At 61.4% G+C, this 21463-nt stretch carries 17 protein-coding genes; 9 read left to right on the top strand and 8 right to left on the bottom strand.

Going from position 1 to position 21463, the window contains the following annotated elements:
* Positions 1-144: 144 nt before the first annotated feature.
* The 3 genes from AC193Q_RS14425 (at position 145) to AC193Q_RS14415 (ending at position 3743) form a co-directional block, all read left to right on the top strand.
* On the top strand, positions 145-1632 hold the full coding sequence (locus AC193Q_RS14425) for a glucosyltransferase domain-containing protein (RefSeq protein ID WP_483878564.1): 1488 nt from the start codon (positions 145-147) through the stop codon (positions 1630-1632).
* 114 nt (positions 1633-1746) lie between these two features.
* Positions 1747-2109 carry a GtrA family protein gene (locus tag AC193Q_RS14420; protein ID WP_095668397.1) on the top strand — a complete coding sequence of 121 codons (363 nt, stop codon included), beginning with the start codon at positions 1747-1749 and terminating at the stop codon, positions 2107-2109.
* A complete protein-coding gene (locus tag AC193Q_RS14415) occupies positions 2106-3743 on the top strand; it encodes a glycosyltransferase family 39 protein (protein ID WP_121187010.1) in 1638 nt (545 codons plus the stop codon). The genes AC193Q_RS14420 and AC193Q_RS14415 overlap by 4 nt, the downstream gene beginning before the upstream one ends.
* Here AC193Q_RS14415 and AC193Q_RS14410 read toward each other — a convergent pair.
* Positions 3664-5283 carry an FMN-binding glutamate synthase family protein gene (locus tag AC193Q_RS14410; RefSeq protein ID WP_047296256.1) on the bottom strand — a complete coding sequence of 540 codons (1620 nt, stop codon included), beginning with the start codon at positions 5281-5283 and terminating at the stop codon, positions 3664-3666. The genes AC193Q_RS14415 and AC193Q_RS14410 overlap by 80 nt on opposite strands.
* Positions 5284-5524: 241 nt before the next feature.
* On the bottom strand, positions 5525-6325 hold the full coding sequence (locus AC193Q_RS14405) for a helix-turn-helix transcriptional regulator (RefSeq protein ID WP_047296254.1): 801 nt from the start codon (positions 6323-6325) through the stop codon (positions 5525-5527).
* A gap of 124 nt (positions 6326-6449) precedes the next feature.
* Between AC193Q_RS14405 and AC193Q_RS14400 the strand changes: the two genes are divergently transcribed.
* Together AC193Q_RS14400 and AC193Q_RS14395 are read left to right on the top strand one after the other, a co-directional pair.
* Complete coding sequence (locus tag AC193Q_RS14400) at positions 6450-7271, top strand: carbon-nitrogen hydrolase family protein (protein WP_121187008.1); 822 nt, start codon at positions 6450-6452, stop codon at positions 7269-7271.
* Positions 7272-7478: 207 nt separating this feature from the next.
* On the top strand, positions 7479-8804 hold the full coding sequence (locus AC193Q_RS14395) for an APC family permease (RefSeq protein ID WP_483878563.1): 1326 nt from the start codon (positions 7479-7481) through the stop codon (positions 8802-8804).
* A gap of 6 nt (positions 8805-8810) precedes the next feature.
* Here the strand turns inward: AC193Q_RS14395 and AC193Q_RS14390 are convergent, their stop codons facing one another.
* From AC193Q_RS14390 to AC193Q_RS14370, 5 genes are read right to left on the bottom strand one after another with little or no spacing between them, the layout of a single operon-like run.
* Entirely contained in the window at positions 8811-10214 is a 1404-nt protein-coding gene (locus AC193Q_RS14390; RefSeq protein ID WP_121187005.1) for an ATP-binding protein, read from the bottom strand.
* Positions 10211-12025 (bottom strand): DAHL domain-containing protein, encoded by a 1815-nt coding sequence (locus tag AC193Q_RS14385; protein ID WP_121187003.1) that lies wholly within the window; start codon positions 12023-12025, stop codon positions 10211-10213. Before AC193Q_RS14385 ends, AC193Q_RS14390 begins: the two co-directional genes overlap by 4 nt.
* On the bottom strand, positions 12022-12975 hold the full coding sequence (locus AC193Q_RS14380) for a cytochrome c peroxidase (protein ID WP_121187001.1): 954 nt from the start codon (positions 12973-12975) through the stop codon (positions 12022-12024). Before AC193Q_RS14380 ends, AC193Q_RS14385 begins: the two co-directional genes overlap by 4 nt.
* 43 nt (positions 12976-13018) lie before the next feature.
* On the bottom strand, positions 13019-14890 hold the full coding sequence (locus tag AC193Q_RS14375; protein ID WP_121186999.1) for a GGDEF and EAL domain-containing protein: 1872 nt from the start codon (positions 14888-14890) through the stop codon (positions 13019-13021).
* Complete coding sequence (locus tag AC193Q_RS14370; RefSeq protein ID WP_183082863.1) at positions 14890-17145, bottom strand: EAL domain-containing protein; 2256 nt, start codon at positions 17143-17145, stop codon at positions 14890-14892. Before AC193Q_RS14370 ends, AC193Q_RS14375 begins: the two co-directional genes overlap by 1 nt.
* A gap of 250 nt (positions 17146-17395) precedes the next feature.
* Here AC193Q_RS14370 and nosR point away from each other — a divergent pair, with 250 nt between their 5' ends.
* The 4 genes from nosR (at position 17396) to AC193Q_RS14350 (ending at position 20422) form a co-directional block, all read left to right on the top strand.
* Positions 17396-18757 (top strand): response regulator c-di-GMP phosphodiesterase, NosR family, encoded by a 1362-nt coding sequence (gene nosR / locus AC193Q_RS14365; protein ID WP_121186995.1) that lies wholly within the window; start codon positions 17396-17398, stop codon positions 18755-18757.
* 67 nt (positions 18758-18824) lie between these two features.
* Positions 18825-19259, top strand: a complete 435-nt coding sequence (locus tag AC193Q_RS14360) for an NUDIX hydrolase (protein WP_041068318.1) — start codon at positions 18825-18827, stop codon at positions 19257-19259.
* Between the two features lie 24 nt (positions 19260-19283).
* Entirely contained in the window at positions 19284-19922 is a 639-nt protein-coding gene (locus AC193Q_RS14355; RefSeq protein ID WP_483878562.1) for a LysE family translocator, read from the top strand.
* A 2-nt stretch (positions 19923-19924) separates the two neighbouring features.
* On the top strand, positions 19925-20422 hold the full coding sequence (locus AC193Q_RS14350) for a GNAT family N-acetyltransferase (RefSeq protein WP_095668407.1): 498 nt from the start codon (positions 19925-19927) through the stop codon (positions 20420-20422).
* Between the two features lie 36 nt (positions 20423-20458).
* Here AC193Q_RS14350 and metR read toward each other — a convergent pair whose 3' ends face one another.
* A complete protein-coding gene (gene metR, locus AC193Q_RS14345; protein WP_047296309.1) occupies positions 20459-21376 on the bottom strand; it encodes a transcriptional regulator MetR in 918 nt (305 codons plus the stop codon).
* Positions 21377-21463: the final 87 nt, after the last annotated feature.

Here is a 21463-nt window from a genome sequence, read left to right as displayed (position 1 = left end):
TGATACATTTCCCGTGCAGGAGCTGCCGCAGGCTGCGATCTTTTGCCGTTTTACCGCCGGTCTGAAAGAGCGATACAAACCCAGAAGCAAGGCTCAAATCTGTATCACTCAGCAATCCCGCGCGGCAGTAACCGAGGCGCAGACATGAGGGCGAGCGCATTTCTCGAGCGAGAGCTCAGTCAGCGGCAAGTCGTGCTGTTCTTCCTGCTTGCCACCGCGCTGTACGTCCTGCCGCTGATCCTCGCTGACTTTCCTTACATCGACGACAACTGGCGTACGCTGGCTGCCGCCAATGCCTGGGCCGGGCAGGGCCGATTGTTTGCCGACTGGTTTTATCAGGCGCTGACGTTCACCGGGGCTGCGTCGAACATCTACCCGTTACCCCTGTTGCTCGCCGTCGTGGCGATGAGTCTGGCGCTGACTCGGCTGACCATTCACTACTTTGTCGAACCGACCCTGGCCTGTTGCCTGGTCGCGTTGCCGCTCTGGTACAACCCGTTTCTGCTGCAGAACCTGTCCTATCAATACGACGGCCCGATCATGGTCTTGAGCATGGTCGCGGTGATCTACGCCATCACGTTCGAAGGTTCATCGCGGGTACAGCGCTGGCTGGTACCGGCGGCGTTGCTGGCGCTGGCGATCGGGCTGTATCAGATCAGCCTCAATGTGTTTTTCGGTCTGTGTGGTGTCGAGTTGACCAGGGCTGTTCAGCGGCAAATGCAGTGGCCGCAAATCCTGCGGATGCTGGGCTGGAAGCTCGCACAAGCGGGCCTCGGCATCCTGATCTATAGCGTCACGGCTTATCCGTTCATGGAGACGTTACGAAGAACGGATCTGTTGAACCTGGACACCCACCCGCTGTTGCAGATCGGCATCAATTTCTCTCGGGTGCTGCAGAACGTTGCACTGTTGTTTCACGGCGGCTACGTCTGGGTTTTCGTGGCACTGGTGTTGTGTGCATTCGTGGGCTGTCTGCATCTGGTTCGGGGCCGCCAACGCCGTTGGCCAAGCCTGCTGCTGTGTTTGCTCACGCTGCCCGTTCTGGTCTGGCTGGTGCCCGGAATCACTCTGCTGTTTCGGGATTTCAACGAAGGCGCGCGGACCCTGATGGGGTTCGGCGTGTTACTGCTGGGGCTGTTCTATCTGGCGCACCTTGCGCTGGCGTCCGGGCACCGCCGCTTGCCCTTGCTGCTGATCATTCCGCTGCTGGCGACACTCTCGCTGTCCTTCGCCTATGGCCGGGTGCTGAGCCTGCAGAAAACCTTTGCCAACAGCGCGCTGTACAGCCTGAGCCACGACATCGCCGCCCATCGTGAACTACGTGAAGCGAAACGGATTTACCTCTCAGTCAGCTACTCCGATCGCTGGCTGGCCAGTGCGGCCGGTTCATTCAAACAGCTGCCGGTGTTGCACTATTTGCTCAACGTCGACTACTTCATGCTCGCGGAAAATCTGCCGTCGGCGGGCATCACCAACGTGGTCGCCGAACGCGAGCGGCGCAACGCCACCCACGTCGGTTATCAGGGTTTTCCAGCGCTGGTGGACAGCCTGTATTACCGGATTTACCTGATTGGCGATTACGGTTTCATCGTCATGAAGGAACCGCCTCACGGCAGGGTGCTGCAGTGGTAACCCTGACCGTCCGTCGCAATCCATCCCGCACCTGTAATTTCTGACAGTAGACCACTCAAGCGCCTTGCCCTAGCTTCGAAAGTCAGCCGGACCAAGCCATGGCAAGGAACCGTAATGAAAGGATTTCCTGCGCTGACAGTGATTGGCATCGCTGATGCACTTATCCACTGGCAGATTTTTTTCGTCCTGTGCAGCGCCATCGGGTTGACCCAGGCAGCCAGTAACTTCGCCGCATTCTGCGTGGCGGCGGCGTTCTCGTTTTACGTGAACCTGCTTTACACCTTCGACAGCAAGACATGGGTGCTCGGCTACGTGCTGTTTATCGCACTGATGGGGGGCACAAGCTTCGGTATCGGCGCGATTGCCGATACGCGCGACTGGGGCGGGCTGCTGACGGTGACAGTGTTTACCGCGCTGAACCTGATGTTGGGGTACTGCTTTTTCCGGTTCGTGCTGTTTCGAGGACAACGGACATGAAACTCTGGGTAGCCGCACCTTTTTTCAAAGACGCGAATGTTTCAGTGCGGGCCGATCAGCTGGCTCTGGCGACAGTTCTGATTATCGCGCTGTGTGTGCGGTTCTACTCCATTACTGTCCCCGTGATCTGGTATGACGAGGCCTACAGTGTGCTGCTGGCTCGAGAAACGCCGGCGCGCATCTGGGCGTTGACCGCACTGGATGTGCATCCGCCGCTGTATTACGTGCTGCTGCATTACTGGGGCATGGCCTGGGGCGATTCTGCCGGGGCGGCACGGGGCTTGAGCGTGTTGGCGGACGTTGGCAGCGTGTTGCTCGGCATCCAGTTGATGCGTCTGGTGGCCACGCGGCGGGCGACCTGGATGGCGGCACTGTTGCTGGCGCTGCTGCCCGTTTCGGTGCGCTACAGCCAGGAAGTGCGGATGTACACCCTGCTCGGATTCTGGCTGATGGCCGCGACCGTGGCGCTGGTCTGCTGGGCGCGGACACCCGGGCAAAAACGCTGGCCGTGCCTGTACGTGTTGCTGATGAGCGCGGCGTTTTACACGCATTATTTCGCCGCGGGCTGCGTACTGGTGCACTGGCTGTTCTGGTGGCGGGCGCGAGCGGATCACGCCGCGAGCCTTTCACCCCGCGCGTGGTGCCTGGCCAACGCGGCGATTGTGCTGTTGTTTGTGCCGTGGCTGCCGAATCTGCTTGAACAGTTGTCCGCCGGTGTCGCGGCGTGGATCGAGCCTGTGACCGTGCAGGCTGCACTGGGGCTGCCCTGGCAATTCATGTTGATGGAGCCGCGCGTGGCACCCGCGTCGTGGTGGCGGCTGGCGCCTTTGCTGCTGATCGTGCTCTGCGCAACGCTGATCGTGGCGCAAGGCATCGGCGAACGGCGTTACCGGCCGTTGCTGCTCGGCTATTTTTTTATTCCGACGATCTCGCTGTTTGTCCTGGCGCTGTTCATGCCGCTGTTTCTTGCGCGCTATCTGGTGTTCGCGGCCCCCGGCATCCCCCTGCTTATCGCCGTGGCACTGGACTCGGTGGCACGCCGATACCCGCGCCCGGCCATGGCGCTGTTCGTGCTGGTGGTCGTCGGACAATGCTACGGTCTGGCGATGGTCTATCGCCAGGCCGATGGCATGGATGGCACCGAGATGCGCCGGGACTACCGGTTGGATGGGCTGGCCAGCCAGATCGAACGCGAGGCCCAGCCCGGCGATGACATCGTCCTCGACTCGCTGATTTCGTACTTGCCGTTTCTCTACTACAACAACAGCGCCATTGAGCCGCGGTTTCATGTGCGCACGGCGTTCCCGGCGTTCCTCGCCTCCTCGGTTCGCGGTGGCTACGCGCTGATCCCGCTCGCCAGGCGCTGGATCTATTTCCATGACCCGGCGCTGGTGCAATGCCGCCGGCACCGAGTCTGGTGGATACCGCTGGAATCGCCCGATCACTTCCGCACCCTGTTCAGCGGCGATTGGCAAACGCGGCAGACGCTGTGGAGCGGCTCGGCGGCGGCCTACCTGTTCAGCGTCAACACCGCGTCATTCGCGACCGGTGGCCTTAAGCCGCGGCCACCTCCTGCGGCTCGAAACTGTCAGCCCGGGCCATCTGCCACATCCGCGAGTAGAACTCGCCATTGACCTCGCCCGTGAGCAACTCACCTGGCTTGAGAAACACATGCAGCTGCGAGAACAGCTTGATCTCGGTCGCCGACATGCGCCGCACCAGGTGCTTGGCCGACAGTTGTGATGGATGCTCAAGACCGGCCGCCGCCAACATTTCTGCCAGTGCCTTGAGCGTGTTGCGGTGGAAGTTGTAGACGCGCTGGGCCTTGTCCGGGACCACGAGGGCGCGTTGACGCAGGGCGTCCTGGGTGGCGACGCCGGTCGGGCATTTGTTGGTGTGGCAGCTTTGCGACTGGATGCAGCCGATGGCGAACATGAAGCCGCGCGCGGAGTTGGCCCAGTCGGCGCCGATGGCCAGCACGCTGGCGATGTCGAACGCGCTGACGATCTTGCCGCTGGCGCCGAGCTTGATCTTGTCGCGCAGGTTCAGGCCGACCAGCGTGTTATGCACGAACAGCAGGCCTTCGCGCATCGGCACGCCGATGTGGTCGGTGAACTCCACCGGTGCGGCGCCGGTGCCGCCTTCCTTGCCGTCGACCACGATGAAGTCCGGCAGGATGCCGGTTTCCAGCATGGCTTTGGCGATGCCCATGAACTCCCACGGATGCCCGAGGCAGAACTTGAAACCCACCGGTTTGCCGCCGGACAGCTCACGCAGTTGCTGGATGAACTGCATCATTTCGATCGGCGTGGAAAACGCGCTGTGGCGAGATGGCGAGATGCAGTCTTCGCCCATCTGGATGCCGCGGGTGTCGGCGATTTCCTGAGTGACCTTGTGCTTGGGCAGGATCCCGCCGTGGCCGGGTTTGGCGCCCTGGCTCATCTTGATTTCGATCATCCGCACCTGCGGATTCTGCGCCTGGGCGGCGAAGCGTTCCGGGTCGAAACGGCCATCGCTGGTACGGCAGCCGAAATAACCGCTGCCCAGTTCCCAGGTCAGGTCGCCGCCGTGTTCGCGGTGATACGGGCTGATGCTGCCTTCGCCGGTGTCGTGGGCGAAGTTGCCGAGTTTGGCGCCCTGGTTCAACGCGCGGATGGCGTTGGCGCTGAGCGAGCCGAAGCTCATCGCCGAAATGTTGAACACCGACGCCGAATACGGCTGCGTGCATTGCGGGCCGCCGACGGTGACGCGGAAACTGCTCGGGTCGCTCAATGGCGCCGGGCGCATCGAGTGGCCGATGAATTCGAAGCCCGATTGATAGACGTCGATCAGCGTGCCGAAGGGTTTGTCGGCGGTTTCGTTCTTCGCCCGCGAATAGACCAGCGAGCGCTGGGCGCGGGAGAAGGGCAGGGCGTCGCTGTCGGATTCAAGCAGGTACTGACGGATCTCCGGGCGGATGCCTTCGACCAGATAGCGAATGTTGCCCAGGATCGGGTAGTTGCGGCGCACCGCGTGCGGGCTCTGCAGCAGGTCGAACAGACCGAGCAGGCTCAGCACGCCGGTGACGGCGGTGATCGGCCACAGCCAGTCGTGTTCGAGAAAGGGCAGGCTGGCGAGGGTGAATATCACGCAGACGGCAAAGAAGGCGTAGCGGCTCAGGAGTGACAGGCTCATACGGTTTCCCTGGTTCGGACTCAATGGTTTGCAAACCTGTGGCAGCAGGCGGGCCTGTTGATGAGATTTATTGTGGTGAGGGGATTTATCCCCGATGGGTGGCGAAGCCGCCCCAAAACCATTCACTGCGGTGTAACTGAAAGACCGCATGCATAGACTTGGGGCTGCTGCGCAGCCCATCGGGGATGAATCCCCTCACCACAGCAAATCAACTCCCACAGGAAAGCATTTCCACGCGTTATCAGGCGTTCTGCGCCTGGAGAAAAATCGAAAACAGCTCCGACTGGGATTTGATCCCCAGCTTGCTGTACATGTGTTTCTTATGGACTTTCACGGTTTCTACGGAGATTTCCAGCTTACGGGCGATTTCTTTACTGGAGCAACCGCTGAGCATCAAACGCCCGACATCCAGTTCCCGGGCAGTCAGTTGCGCGCCCTTGAGTTGCTGCACCGATGCTTCCAGTTGCACCCGCCAGTCGGCCGGTGCAGGCGCGACAGCGAGGGCCACGGTTTCGTTGATTTCGTACGGCAGGCGCTGGCGCAACAGACCCAGCACCCACGGCTGGATCAATGACAGCAAAGCGATCTGTTCGCCAGTGAAACGTTGTTCACTGCCCAGCGACAGGCACAACGTGCGCTCGCCTTCGAGCTGACAATTGAACTGGATTTCGTCGGCGACCACATTCAGACGAAAGTATCGCTGGTAATACTCGGTCAGCTCGAAATGCTCCGGTGCCACCTCCGACAGGCGATACAGCCCGGTGCGCGACTGCTCGCGGCAGGCGATGTAGAACGGATCGAGCAGATACAACCCGCGCAGATAATCCTGAAACAACGGGTCGGGACTGCCGTCCTCGGCGGGGCATTCGGCGAACACTTGCGGGTGCTGATCGGCGCTGAACAGCAACACCACCCAGCTATCGAACGCCACGTACTGGTCGAGCAGACGCACCAGTTGTGCCCAGAAATTCGGCTTGTCCAGCGCATCGATCAACTGCCCGACGGCGCGGTGCCAAGTGATGTCATCAAACGAAACGGTCATGAATCTACCCCTATCGGGTTACCCCGGCCGCGTGATTCCCTGCCGGTTGCTTGCTGCGCATACTGGCCCACAGACAGCCACCGGGCAATCTTTCAGCGCCCGGCCCTGACCACAAGGACTCGCAATGAAAGTCGAACTCGCCCAACTGGCGGGCCGTGACAATGGCACCGCATACAACCTCGAACGCGCCCTCGCGGCGATTGCCGCGTGCGGTGCCGACACGCAACTGATCGTATTCCCGGAAACCCACCTGATGGGCTTCCCGACGGCCGACACCGTGGCGCAGATCGCCGAGCCGCTGGATGGCCCGACCGTCAGCGCGGTGCTGGCCGCTGCCCGCGAGCGCAACCTCGCCGTGGTGATCGGCATGGCTGAGAACGACAACGGTCGCTTCTACAACACCACGCTGCTGATCACCCCCGAAGGCATCGCCCTCAAATACCGCAAGACCCACCTCTGGGCGTCGGATCGCGGCGTGTTCGAAGCCGGCGACCGCTACGCCACCTGCGAGTGGAACGGTGTGCGCGTCGGCCTGCTGATCTGCTACGACATCGAGTTCCCGGAGTCCGCCCGCGCACTGGCGCAACTGGGCGCCGAGTTGCTGATCGTGACCAACGGCAACATGGACCCGTATGCCCCGACTCACCGCACCGCGATCATGGCCCGTGCTCAGGAAAACCAGGCGTTTGCGCTGATGGTCAATCGTGTCGAGGCCGGGGATGACGGCTTGATGTTTGCCGGCGGCAGTGCGCTGGTCGATCCGCTGGGGACGTTGCTGTTCGAGGCGGGACGCGAAGAAGGGACGTTCAGCGTCGAACTGGATTTCGACCGGTTGCAGGTCGCGCGCCAGGATTACCGCTATCTGGATGATCAGCGGTTGACGCTGCCGGGGGAGGTGGTAGAGCACGCGTGCGGATTGCGTGAGTTGCTGATTCCTGCGTGCTGATCGGGATTCTGTGTCGGTCGGACTGACGCCTTCGCGGGCAAGCCCGCTCCCACATTGACCGCGTCCCCCTGTGGGAGCGAGCTTGCTCGCGAAGAGGCCAGCCCAGACCACACAACTGCTTGATCCAAAAAACAACAAAGCCACACCCGAAACATTCGCCGAACTCGGCTCTGCCATAAATCCAATAACATTCGGAGTAAGTCGCCCATGGCTCGTTTGCAACGCACCCTGTCACTAGGGTCGGTGGTGCTGTTCGGCATCGCCTACATGACGCCGATCATTGTCCTCGGCACCTTTGGCATCCTCGCGCAATCCACCGCCGGCATGGTCCCGGCCGCGTACCTGGCAGCACTGGTGGCGATGTTCTTCACCGCCATGAGTTACGGGCGCATGGCCGCCGCGTTCCCGGTTGCCGGTTCCGCCTACAGCTACGTGCGCAAGGCGATCAGCCCCAGGCTCGGCTTCATCGCCGGTTGGGCGGTGTTGCTCGATTACCTGTTTCTGCCGATGGCGATCTGGCTGATCGGCGCGGCGTACCTCGCTTCGGCATTCCCGTCGATCCCGCAGTGGATCTGGGTACTGGCGTTCATCGGCATCACCAGCGCGATCAACATCGTTGGCCTGAAACTGGCCAACGGCATCAACGCCTTGCTGATGCTGGTGCAATTTCTGGTGCTGATCGCCTTCGTCGCGCTGTGTGTGCACTACGTCGGCGGTGATGCGCGCACGCCGTTGCGGTCGATCAAACCGTTCTTCAACGGTGACATGCAAATGCCGCTGATCATGAGCGGCGCGGCGATTGCCTGTTATTCGTTCCTCGGCTTCGACGCGGTCAGTACGCTGACCGAAGAAACCCGCGACCCACGCCGCACCATTCCACGGGCGATCATGTTGATCACCCTGATCGGCGGGCTGATCTTCGTCGGCGTGTCGTACTTCGTGCAGATCGCCCACCCGTCGTTCCAGTTCGACAGCGTCGACTCGGCGGCCTATGAAATCGCACGCAACATCGGCGGCGACCTGTTCGTCTCGATCTTCCTCATCGGCCTGATCGTCGGCCAGTTCGCCTCGGGGCTGTCGGCCCAGGCCAGCGGTTCGCGCTTGCTGTTTGCCATGGGGCGCGATGGCGTGTTGCCCAAGTCGTTTTTCGGCACCTTGCATGCGCGCTTCGGCACGCCGGTCAACAGCATCCTGCTGTGTGCGGTCGTGGCATTGCTGGCGCTGAAACTCGATGTAACCACCTCAACCTCGTTCATCAACTTCGGTGCGTTCCTGGCGTTCAGCCTGGTCAACCTGTCGGTGATTTTTCATTACTGGATCGGTGGCGAGAAAAAAGGCCCGCGTGAGCTGGTGCTGTTTCTGGTCTTCCCGTTCATCGGGCTGCTGGCGGACCTGTGGCTGATGGTCAGCCTTGATCACCTGGCGGTGTATCTGGGCTTGAGCTGGCTGGCGATTGGCGTGGTGTATCTGGCGGTGCTCACTGGCGGCTTTCGGCGGCAGCCGCCGGAGATGGATTTTCAGGAAGCGACCTGAGGCGCCTCAGGCCGCGGGCCGGCTCTGACGCATCGGCAACTCGACGCGGAAGGTCGTGCCCACCCCCGGTTCGCTGCGGACCGAAATGTCGCCACCGTGCTTTTTGACAATGCCGTAGGACAGCGACAGGCCCAGCCCGGTGCCCTGACCCACCGGTTTGGTGGTGAAAAACGGATCGAAGATTTTCTGCAGGATGTCCGGCGCAATTCCGGCGCCGGTGTCCGCGACTTCCACCCAGGCCGTGTCTTGCTGCTGCCCGGTGCGCAAGGTGATGGTGCCGCGCTCGGGGCCCATGGCCTGAGCCGCGTTGACCACCAGGTTCATGATCACCTGATTGATTTGTGACGGCAGGCATTCAATGTCCGGCAGCGGCTGATATTCCTTGATCAGGTCAGCCTTGTACTTGAGTTCGCTGGCGACAATGTTCAGGGTCGACTCGATGCCTTGCTGCAGATTCGCCCACTGCCATTGCTGATGGGTATCGACCCGGGAGAAATCTTTCAGATCCTTGACGATCTGTCCGACCCGGCCAATGCCTTCCTTGGACTCGCGGATCAGTACCGGGATGTCTTCGAGCAGAAAATCCAGATCGGCGTCTTTGCGCAGCTGCTCAAGCCGGGCCAAGGATTCGCGGTCTGGCGTGGCGCCCAGCGTTTGCCAGGCATCGAGTACGCTGAGCAACTGATTGAAGTAGCCGTCAAGGGTGCCGAGGTTGGAGGAGATGAAACCGATCGGGTTGTTGATTTCATGGGCCACGCCAGCCGCCATTTGCCCCAGTGAAGCGAGCTTTTCCGACTGCACCAGCTGACTTTCCAGTTGCTTGCGTTCATCGATTTCGCGCTGCAGAGCTTCGCTGGCCTGCTTGAACTGGGCGGTGCGCTGATCGACCAGATGTTCCAGGTGATGCATCTGCAAGGAGGCGCGTTCGGTCATCTGCCATTTGGTCAGCAGGGTGTTGGCCATTTGTTGCACTTCAATGTTGTCGAACGGCTTTTTCAGAATCAGTAATCGGTCATGCGCCTGCAGCCGTTCGAGCAGTTCATCCCAGGAGTAATCCGAGTAGGCCGTACAGACCACCACCTGCAACAGCGGATCCTGTTGCCAAAGGTGTTCGATGGTTTTCGCACCGTCCCAGCCATCGGGCATGCGCATGTCGACGAAGGCCAGTGCGTAGGGACGTTGTTCGTGCAAGGCCTGCATCAGTTTGCCCAGGCCTTCCTCGCCGCCGTAGGCCGAGTCCAGCTCGAACGGCGGACGTTCGGCACGCACCTGTGCACCAAACAACGCCGCCTCCATCTCGTCCAGTTCCACTGACTGCGCCGCCGGTGGCGCGAGAATCTTGCGGAAGTCTTCATGAATCGACGGCATGTCGTCGATCAGCAGAATACGGCGGTTCGACAGCTCGCTCATGCGTTCTCCGTGACGCTGATCAGGGGAATCTGCAAGGTGAACAGCGCCCCCTTGCCCGGTCCGTCGCTGTGCGCGGTGAGGTGCCCGTTCATCTCGATGGCCGCCAGGGCGCAGCTGTGCAGACCGAAGCCGTGGCCTTCCTTGCGGGTGGTGAAACCGTGGGCAAAGATCCGCGTCATGTTTTCCGGCGCAATGCCTTCGCCATCGTCCTTGACGCTGATTTCGAGGAAGCTGTCATCGACGATTTTTACCGCCAGCGTCATGGTGCGAGGGCGGTTGCTGAGGTCGGACATGGCGTATTTGGCGTTGCTGATGAGGTTGATCAGGATCAGCAGCAAACGGTGTTTATCGCCCATCACCTGCGGCACCTCGGCGTACTCCCTGACCACCGTGACGTGGTGTCGGGTCAGCGCTCCGGCGTTCATGCGCAAGGCGTCTTCGAGCAATTCATTGATGAACAGCGGTTCAGTCATGCTGTTGGCGCCGGCGTAGGACTGCTGGGTGGCGACGATGTCCTTGATGTGATCGACGCTTTTGTTCATCTGGTTCAGTTCGTCGACCATTTCCTGCTGTTCCTGGGCAATCGCACCCACCAGCTGATTGAGGTAACCGGGGAGCAATTTGCCCTTGGGGTCTTCGCACAGAAAGGCGCCGAGGTCATGCGGGTGTTCGTTGATCAACTGCATGGCCTTGCCCAGGCCCTGGGTCTTGCTGTTGCGCAGTTTGCGCGTGATCAGGTCGCTGGAGATGTTCACGCTGTTGAGCACGTTGCCGACGTTGTGCAGCACGTTGGTGGCGATTTCCGCCATGCCGGCCTGACGCGCCGCGTCGAGCAGTTCGCTCTGGGCGTCCCTGAGTTCGCGGGTGCGCTCCTCGACCCGTTGCTCCAGGGCATCGTTGGCCGTTTGCAGGGCCGTGTTGACCCGATTGATCTCGGCGAAACTGCCGATCAGGCGGATCGCCAGCCACACCAGCGAGAGCATCAGCAACACCGAAAACAGCAGCAGGTAGAAGTGGTATTGGCGGTCGACCCGGTCGGCGCGCTGTTGATCGCGATCGAGCAGGGTGGTGAGGGTGTCCAGGCGCTCGGCCACGGGAATGTTTTCGATGCTTTCGAGCAACTGATTGACCAGCGGCTGCTCGCGCGCGATCAGGCTGATGTGGTTGCTCATGATTTTGATCGGGGTTTCAAACGCCGGCGGCAGCCGTTGCGCATTGACCTTCAGTTTGTTCAGGCCGACCTCGATGTCGGCGGCCCTGTCGTCGGAGGTGAGCTGGGCGAACTCCAGGGCACTGAGCAGCAGGTCGTAAGTGTCGGTGGTGATGTTTTGCAGCTGTAATTTATCCAGGTCCGACAGGTTGGCGAGTTGCTCCTGAATGTCGTCTTCGGCGGTGGGCAAAAAGGCCAGGGAATTGCGCAACAGGGCGTTGTGCGATTTGAACTGTTCGACCAGGCGGATCTTCTCCTGCATCGCCTGCAGAAAACCCTCGTGGGCGTCGTTCCATTGCGCCGAGTCGTTGCGACCATGCCCGGCCTCGATCGCGTCGAAGCGCGCCCAGAGCCGGTTCATCTCGGTCATGGGTGACACCAGCGGATCGTAATTGTGGGTGAGCGCCACTCGCGCCTTGAGGATCTCGTTTTCCCACAGCGAATTCTGCTGTTTGATCTGCCGGATCAGGTCCCGCGACTCGGTGTAGGTCATGGTCTGGTCGGAGCTGGACTTGAAGTACAGAAACAGCAGAATCGAAGCCAGCACCAGAGCGACCAGCGTGAGCAACAGCAGACTGCGCCGACGGGAGATGTTGATCATGGCTTGCCTTCCCTTTGGCCGGTCAGGGTCTCGAGAAATAGAATGATCAGCCGTTTGTCTTCTTCGGTCGGCGTGCGTCCCAACTGATACTGGAACATCACATCCACCGCCTTTTCGAGGCTGTCCGCCGAGCCGTCGTGAAAGTAGGGCGCGGTCAGCGCGACGTTGCGCAGGCTCGGCACTTTGAAAAATTCACGATCCGCTTCGTCGCGGGTGACGTTGAACCGGCCTTGATCAGCCACGGTCGGGTTGCCGCGATCGGCAATGTAATCGCCGAACACGCCAAACTTCTGGAACATGTTGCCGCCGATGTTCACCCCTTGATGGCAGGCGATGCAGCCGTATTCCTTGAAGCGCTGGTAGCCGTACTTTTCCTCGAGGGTGAGGATGTCGGTGTTGCCCAGCAGGTATTGATCGAAGCGCGAACCGGGCGTCAGCAGGGTACGTTCGAAACTGGCCAGCGCCTGCTGGACATTGGCCTGGGTCACGCCGTCCGGGTAGGTGGCGGCGAAATCGCGACGGTAGTCGGGGTCGTTCGAGATTCGCTCGATAACGGTGTGCCAGTCGCTGCCCATTTCATGGGGGCTGGTGATGACGATGTTGCTTTGTTCCTCCAGCGTTTCGACACGGCCATCCCAGAACTGGCGGAAATTGAGGGCGGCGTTGAACACGGTCGGCGTGTTGACCGCCACCGGTTTACCGTCGAAGCCCAGCGACAGGGCGCGGCTGTCGGCACCGTTCTTGTCCAGTTGGTGGCAGCTGGCGCAGGACAGCGTGTTGTTGATCGATAACCGTGGTTCATGGAACAGGCGCCGACCCAGTTCCACGCGGCGGACGTCCTGCTGCGGCACCGCGGGCAACGGTTTGAGCGGCTCGTCCAGCGGCTCGGCACTGGCCCCGGCGCAGAGCCCGCACAGCAGCAACACGATGGCGTGGTGGAAAAGACTCATCGGCAATCGTCTCCCTGACTCAGGGCCGTTTTCAGCGTGTTGATCAAATCGTCCACGGCATGGCTTCGGTGCCGGCCAGCAAGCGTGCAAACGCGTCTGCCGGCAGGGCCTTGCTGAAAAAGTAGCCCTGACCTTCCTCGCAGTGATGCGCCTTGAGAAAGGCCAGTTGTTCGGCGGTTTCAATACCCTCGGCAATGACGTTCAGCCCCAGACTTTTGCCCAGATGGATGATGGCGCTCACCAGTGCGGCATCGTTGGGGTCGTTGCACAGGTTGCGAATGAACGACTGGTCGATCTTCAGCACATCGATGGGAAACCGCCGCAGGTAACTCAGGCTGGAATAGCCGGTGCCGAAGTCATCGATGGCCAGGCGCGTGCCTAGCGTTGTCAGGCGCTTGAGCGCGGTCATCGTCGCCTCGACGTTTTGCATCAGCACGCCTTCGGTGATTTCCAGCTCCAGGCAGTCTGCGGCCAGGCCTGTCTGCTCAAGCACGCGCTCGATGCCGGCGACGAAGTCACGCTGGCGAAAATCGATCGGCGAAGTGTTGACCGACATGCGGATCGGCGGCAGTCCGGCGACTTGCCAGTCGCGGGTCTGACGACAGGCCTCAGCCAGCACCCATTTGCTCAGCGGCACGATCAGACCGCTGTCCTCGGCCACCGGGATGAAGTCCGAAGGATAGACCCAGCCGTGTCCCGGTTTCTGCCAGCGTATCAGGGCTTCGGCACCGACCACTGTGGCCGTGCGCAGGTCGATTTTCGGTTGGTAGTGCAAGACGAATTCGTGCTCATGCAGCGCGCGGCGGATGCCTGATTCGATGCTGTGCTGTTCCCGGGCGTGCTGGTTCATGGCTTCGATGAAGAAGCCAATGCTGTCAGGGCCGTGCTCCTTGACGTTGCGCATCGCCGTCTCGGCTTTCTTGATCAGCTCGATGGCTTCGAGGCCGTCAGCGGGATAAACGCTGATGCCCAGACTGGCCGTGACGCTGACGTCGTGGCCGGCAATCGCTTGTGGCAGGCGAATGGCGGCCAGCAGTTTTTCCGCGAGGCCGTGGGTTTGCTGGGGATGGTTGATGTCGCCAAGGATCACCACGAACTCGTCCGAGCCATAACGAAACACCGAGTCGGAATCACGTACGCAGGACAGCAGTTGCCGGGCGACCCGTTTGAGCATCTCGTCGCCCGCCGGATGGCCCAGTGCATTGTTGATGCGCTTGAAGCGATCCAGACCGAGGAACATCACCACCAGTTGCTTGTCATGGCGCCGGCATACGGCGATGGCCTGGCTCAGGCGATCGCCCAGCAGGGTGCTGTTGGGCAGCTCCGTGAGGCTGTCGTATTGCAGCAGATGCGAGACTTTGAGCAATTCGTGCACCCGCGCCTCGATGGTCTGCTCAAGGCTGAGCATCTTCAGCGCCGCGTCCTGCGCCAGCTGCCATTTCCAGGTCAGCGCGTTGGCCATCTGGCGGATTTCCAGACTGTCGAACGGCTTTTTCAGGATCAGCAACTGGTCGCCGAACTCCAGCCGTTCGGCCATCGCCTCCCAGCTGTAGTCGCTGTACGCGGTGCACAAGGCAATCTGCAGGTTCGGATCGACCCGCCATAATTGTTCGATGGTTTCCAGGCCATCCCAGCCGGGTGGCATGCGCATGTCGATGAAGGCGAGGGCATACGGGTTGCCGCTGACCAGCGATTGTTTGACCAGAGCCAGAGCTTCCTGGCCCTGATAAGCGGAGTCGAGCTGGAAGCTCAGGTGCGGCGTCTGCTGGGTGCCGAACAGCGTCTGTTCCAGTTGATTCAGATCGACGGCGTCCTGAACCTGTGGGGCAAGGATCTTGCGAAAGTCGTCGTGAATCGCCGGCGTGTCGTCGATGATCAGGATGCGCCGGTTGGTCTGGGGGAACGGCGTTTTCATCACTCGTCCTCCTTCGGTGCCGGGTGAGCACTGTCCTTGAGCAATTGCCCGGCCTGTTCGGCGTTGACCGCCGCGCTGAAATACAGCCCGCGCGCGCTGGGCAGCGCGGTTGCGGCAGGTGGCGCGCACGGCTGATCCGGCGACGGCTGGCCTTCAGCGATGATGCCGATGTCCAGGTCCCGGGCGAAGTTGACGATGGCGCGCAAGGCGTTGGCGCCGGCCACATCGTGGGCGGCATTGTCGATGACGCTCTGGGCCAGCTTGAGCTGATTGACCCGGTAGGTTTTCAGGTAATCGAACGAGGAATACTCGGTGCCGAAATCATCGATGGCGATGGTCACGCCCAGTTCACGCAGGCGCGGCAACGCGTCGTTGTGCGTCCACTTGGTCTGGGCCAGTGTGGCCTCGGTGACATCGAACCGCAGGTCCCAAGGGGCGAGCTCCCAGCGGGCGGTGGTGCGCAGCACGGTGTAGATCAGTTCCGGGCCGCTTTTGAGTTGCGCCAGGGAAATCTTGATCGCCATCACGGGCGGCGCCACCCCTTGATTACGCCACAGATGCATCTGATGACAGGCGTGATCCAGCACCCAGCGTCCGAGCGGAATGATTGCGCCGGTTTTCTCCGCGATCGGCACAAAGTCCGCTGCCGGCAGCAGGCCGCGCCGGGGATGCTGCCAGAGGACTTGTGCCTCCATGCCCAGAATCCTGCCGCTGTGCAGATCAACTTCCGGTGCGTAATGCAGCCGCAGTTGATTGCCTTCAAGGGCGGTCATCAATTCGCTGACCAGGGTCATGCGCTCGGCCACTTCCCGTGAGATGTCCTCGGAGTGGAAGTGATACTGGTTGCGGCCCATTTCCTTGGCGCGGTACAGCGCCATGTCGGCCTGCCCGAGCAGGCTGTCGGCGTCGAGGCTGAGCTCGCTGTAACTGCTGATGCCAATGCTCACCGAAATGTGCAGTGCATTGCCGGCCAGGTTATACGGCGCCAGCAACGCGTCGCGGATGTTGGCGGCCATCGCCGCCGACTGGGTCGGGTCACTGACGTCCAGTTGCAGGACCGCGAATTCATCGCCACCCAGACGCGCCACCACGTCGCTTTCGCGGACACCGGACTTGATGCGCCGGGCGACCTCCTGCAGCAGCAGATCGCCAACCGGGTGACCCAGCGTGTCATTGATCCGCTTGAAGTGGTCCAGATCCAGGTAAAACACCGCAAACGGCATCGCGCCGCGTCGCGCAGCGGCAAACGCCTGGTGCAGGCGTTCGATCAGTGTGGCGCGATTGGCCAGGCCCGTCAGGCCATCGGAGCGGGCGAGCAAGGCCAGTTTGTCCTCGGCCTGACGACGTTCAGTGATGTCGAGGATGATGCCTTCGACTTCCAGCAGACGGCCGTCCTGATCGCGTACCGGGATGTAGCGGTTCTCCACCCAGCGCCAGGTGCCCTGGCCGGTGCGCATGCGGAATTCGATGGACGCGCCCGACGCATGCCGATCCAGTACCCGGGCCATTGCCGCGTCGACGCTGGCCTGATCATCCGGGTGAATCAGGACCTTCGCCCAGTCGGGCGAACCCACCAGGTCGGCGGCGACATGGCCGTAGCGGGTGATGTTGTGAGAGATGTACATCAGCGCGAATGAGGGCTCGCCTCGCAAGCGGTAAAGGATGGTCGGACTGTTCTGCACGATCACGTTGGCGTCCGACAGCTCCCGGGTCCGCTCCTGCACTGCGTGCTCCAGCAGGCTCATTTTCAGCTCGGCGTCTTCGGTCATTTGCCATTTGACCGTGAGGGCGCTGGCCATCTGCCGAATCTCGATCGCGTCGAAAGGCTTTTTCAGAATCAGGAGCCGGTCGTTCAGTGCCAGGCGTTGGTCGATGTCTTCCCAGGAGTAGTCGGAATAGGCCGTGCACAGTGCGACTTGCAGCTTGGGGTCGACTTGCCACAGCCGTTCGATGGTCTCCAGGCCATCCCAGCCTGGCGGCATGCGCATGTCGATGAAGGCCATGGCGTAGGGGCGGTTTTCAGCCAGCGCGGCTTCGAGTTTTTCCAGGGCTTCGTGGCCCTGAAAGGCCGAGTCCAGTTCGAAGTGTGGGGTGTGCCGGACAGACGGGGTGCCGAACAACAGATTCTCGGTTTCGCCCAGGCCATCGTCGCCGGGAACGACAGGGCTGAGAATCTTGGCAAAGTCGTCATGGATCGCCGGACTGTCGTCGACAATGAGCACGCGGCGATTGACCGGCGCGGTGGGCGGGTTCATGCCGCGCCCTCCTCGGGAAGGCGTGTTGTGATCATCCGGGGCATCCTTTTCCCTCGCCATTGCCTGTTTTGTAAGCCGATGGAGTTCTTTGCCGTGTACAGCATAGTCGGCCCCTCGGTACTGCGCTGGCGGCGCCGGACGAAGATTTACGTGAATGCACGGAAAAATCATCTAGCCTTGGACTCAGGCGCGGGCCAGTGGGGCGGTCGGTCGGTGTGTCGTTAACCCTGTTTTCGCGTGAGGCCATGCCATGCAAGAGCAATCCGCGCCGATGCCGTCGCATCGCCCCACGGTGCTGCTGGTCGATGATGAGGAAGCGATCCTCAACAGCCTGCGCCGCCTGTTGCGGGGGCAACCCTATGACGTCCTGTTGGCGACCAGCGGTGCCCAGGCGCTGGAGATGCTGGAGCAGCAGCCCGTGGACCTGGTGATGAGCGATGCGCGCATGCCGAACATGGATGGCGCCTCGTTACTGGCGCATGTCCGCCAACGCTATCCGGCGACCGTGCGCATCATGCTCACCGGTTATGCCGACCCTTCGGCCATCATCAAGGCGATCAACGACGGGCAGATTCATCGCTACATCAGCAAACCGTGGAATGACGAGGAGTTGCTGCTGATCCTGCGCCAAGCGCTCGACCATCAGCATTCCGAGCAGGAGCGTCAGCGTCTGGAGCGCCTGACCCAGGTGCAGAACGACCAGCTCAAACTGCTCAACAGCACCCTGGAAAAGCATGTCGCGGCGCGTACCGCCGAACTGCAGCAGACCGCCGACATGCTCGATCTGGCGTACGAAGAGCTCAAACACAGTTACGTCACCGGCACCGAAGTGTTTTCGCTGCTGGCCAATCTGCGTCTGCCGCCTGCCAAGCAGACCAATCGGCAGATCATCGAGCTGGTGCGCAGCTACTGCAAACAGCATGCTCTGGACGAGGCCACCAGCCGCGACCTGACCATGGCCGCCGCGCTGTACAACATCGGCAAACTGAGCTGGACCGACGGCATGATGACCACGCCTTCGGATTTGCTGCGCCATACCGATCGCGAGCGTTATCGCAGCTACCCCAAGCAGAGCGAATCGCTGCTGATGACGCTGGACCCGATGAAGGACGCGGCCCGTCTGATCCTGCATCACCAGGAGCGCTGGGACGGCAGCGGCTTTCCCGACCGGCTCAAGGGCGAGGCCATTCCGTTCGGTTCGCGCCTGCTGAAACTGGCGGTGGATTTCGTCGAGTTGCAGCGCGGCCTGATCCTCGAACGGCATTTGAACAGCGATGAAGCGCTGCTGTACCTGCGGCAGTACGCCGGGCGTTTGTATGACCCGCAACTGATCGAAGATTTCATTCAGGTGTGTGCGGCATTCCTGGGCGACATCACCCTGGTCGACCCGACGGTCAAGGTTCTGACCACCCGGGACCTGGCAGCGGGGATGATTCTGGCGCGCAACCTCAATGCCGATAACGGCATGTTGCTGCTCAACGCCGGCAAAGTGCTCAGCGCGCTCTTGGTGGAAAAGCTGATTGCCTTTGAAGCCATGGAGGGCGGCAAATACCAGATTTTCGTCAAGCTGCCGGAGGCGGATGAAACTGCGCTCAAGGCGTTGGGGGAATGACCTGTGAGGTGACGTGATCAGCCCGGGCATGGGATCCTTGCGCTTTTTCCAGGCCGGTGGCTGACCCATGACCTCTGCATCCGTTGTCGCTCCAAACCTCATTCGTATTGCCGCTGCGCTGTTGCTCAACCCTCAAGGCCAGACCCTGCTGGTGCGCAAGCGTGGCACCACGGCGTTCATGCAACCGGGCGGCAAGATCGAGGCGCATGAGTTGCCGGTGCACGCGCTGGCCCGCGAGCTGGAAGAAGAGCTGGGGCTGACGATCGATCCGGCGCAGGCGTCTTTTCTCGGCCAGTTCTCGGCGCCGGCCGCCAACGAGCCGGGGTTTGTGGTGCAGGCGGAGATTTTTCAACTGACCATCGATGCCGATGTGACGCCCGCTGCCGAAATCGAGGAAGTCATCTGGATCGATCCGGTCAGTGATCCTGCTGTCGTTCTGGCGCCATTGACACGCGACCTGATCCTGCCGTTTTATCGCCACTCGCTGACCGCGATCGCCTGATCCCCCACGCACAGGACGTCCACCATGATCCCGCTTCAAGACCTGCTGATCTTCGCCGCCGCCGCGCTGTTGATGGTACTGACACCGGGACCGAACATGATTTACCTGATCTCGCGTTCGATCTGTCAGGGACGCAAGGCCGGGGTCACCTCGTTGCTCGGTGTGGTGGGTGGTTTCTTCGTGCACATGTTTGCCGCGGCTGCCGGTTTGAGCGCGGTGTTTCTGGCGGTGCCGATGGCCTACGAGGTGCTGAAGTGGGCTGGTGCGCTGTATTTGTTGTGGTTGGCCTGGCAAGCACTCAAACCCGGCGCGCGCTCGCCGTTCGAGGCGCAGCAATTACCCCCGGACTCGTCGCGCAAACTGATCACCATGGGCTTTCTCACCAGTGCGTTGAACCCGAAGATTGCGGTGTTCTACCTCTCGGTGTTTCCACAATTCATCAGCCCCGAACACGGCTCGGTATTCACCCAGAGCATCCTCCTTGGCCTGACCCAGATCAGCGTCAGTTTCAGCGTCAATCTGCTGATCGCGCTGTTCGCGGCAGGCATTGCTTCCTGGTTCGTGCGCAACCCGACATGGCTGGCGCTGCAACGCTACTTCATGGGTTTTGTACTCGCCGGTCTGGCGGTGCGCCTGATGCTTGAACAACGCAGGAACGCCTGAGCATGTGGATCGAACGCCTCGACGCCAGCCATGCGCTGGCTTACCGCGAGCTGATGCTCGAAGCCTACGACCGCCATCCGCAGGCCTTCACCTCCAGCGTGCGCGAGCGCGCGGTGATGCCGCTGAGCTGGTGGGAGGCGCGGCTGACCAGCAAGCTGGATGTGGTGCTCGGTGCGTTCGAGGCAGGCACACTGGCCGGCATCGTCGGCCTGGCGTTCGAACCGCGAGAGAAGGCCCGCCACAAGTCGACCTTGTTCGGCCTGTACGTCTCAGCCGATTTTCGCCAGCACGGCCTGGGCCATCAGCTGGTCGAGGCTGCCATCGCTGAAGCCCAAATCCATCCCGAACTGAAAGTCCTCCAGCTCACCGTCACCGCCGGCAACGACGCCGCGTTCAACCTGTACCAGCGTTGCGGCTTCATCCAGTTCGGCCTTGAGCCATTGGCGGTGCGGGTGGGCGAAGACTATTTCGACAAGATTCACATGTGGCGCGAACTCTGATGCCACACTGAACCGGCGCTCACAAGTGGATGTGAATCAACGCACCGCACTGACCCCATCCAGTGTCGAGAACGAGGTGTCCTTGGCGGTCAGCAGGAAATCGCGCATGTACGGCGCATCGAGCATGTCGGCGCGGATCGCCGCGTACAGCGTGGCAAACAGACCTTTCTCGCCCAGGCGCTTGGCTTTCACATAGCCGCGCGAGCTGTATTCGTGCAGTGCCCAGTGCGGCATGCCGCACACGCCACGGCCACTGGCGACCAGTTGCATCATCATCACCGACAGCTCAGAGGTGCGAACCTGTGCCGGTTCGATGTCGGCCGGTTCGAGGAAGCGGGTGAAGATGTCCAGCCGGTCGCGTTCCACCGGGTAGGTGATCAGCGTTTCAGTCAGCAGGTCCTCGGGAACGATGTACGGTTTGCTCGCCAGTGGATGCTGGTTCGCCACTGCGAGCATCGCTTCGTAAGTGAACAGCGGCACGTAGGTGATGCCGGCGATGTCCAGCGGATCGGAGGTCACCACCAGATCCAGGTCACCGCGGGCCAGCGCCGGCAGCGGGGCGAAGGCGAAACCCGAGGCGAGGTCGAGTTCGACTTCCGGCCAGGCGTCACGGAACTGGTCGATGGTCGGCATCAGCCACTGGAAACAGCTGTGGCATTCGATCGCCATGTGCAGGCGTCCAGCGGTGCCGCCGGCCAGACGACTGATGTCGCGCTCGGCGGCGCGCAACAGCGGCAGGGTCGCGTCGGCCAGTTGCAACAGGCGCAGACCGGCGCTGGTGAAGCGTACCGGTTTGGTCTTGCGCACGAACAACGGCATGCCCATGCGCTCCTCCAGTTCCTTGAACTGGTGCGACAGCGCCGATTGGGTCAGGTGCAGACGGTCGGCGGCATCGACCAGACTGTCGGCCTCGCGCAGGGCATGCAGGGTTTTCAGATGACGGATTTCAAGCACGGCATGGCCCCATGAGGAAAACTTGTGACAAATTCAAAGGCGGTGAGTTTGTCTCATGTTGACAGTGCTGTCGACCATTCGAGCAGA

This window comes from Pseudomonas sp. F2 (assembly GCF_057174385.1).
Note: the sequence above shows the minus strand (reverse complement) of the source record. Positions and strands in the feature narration are given on the sequence as shown.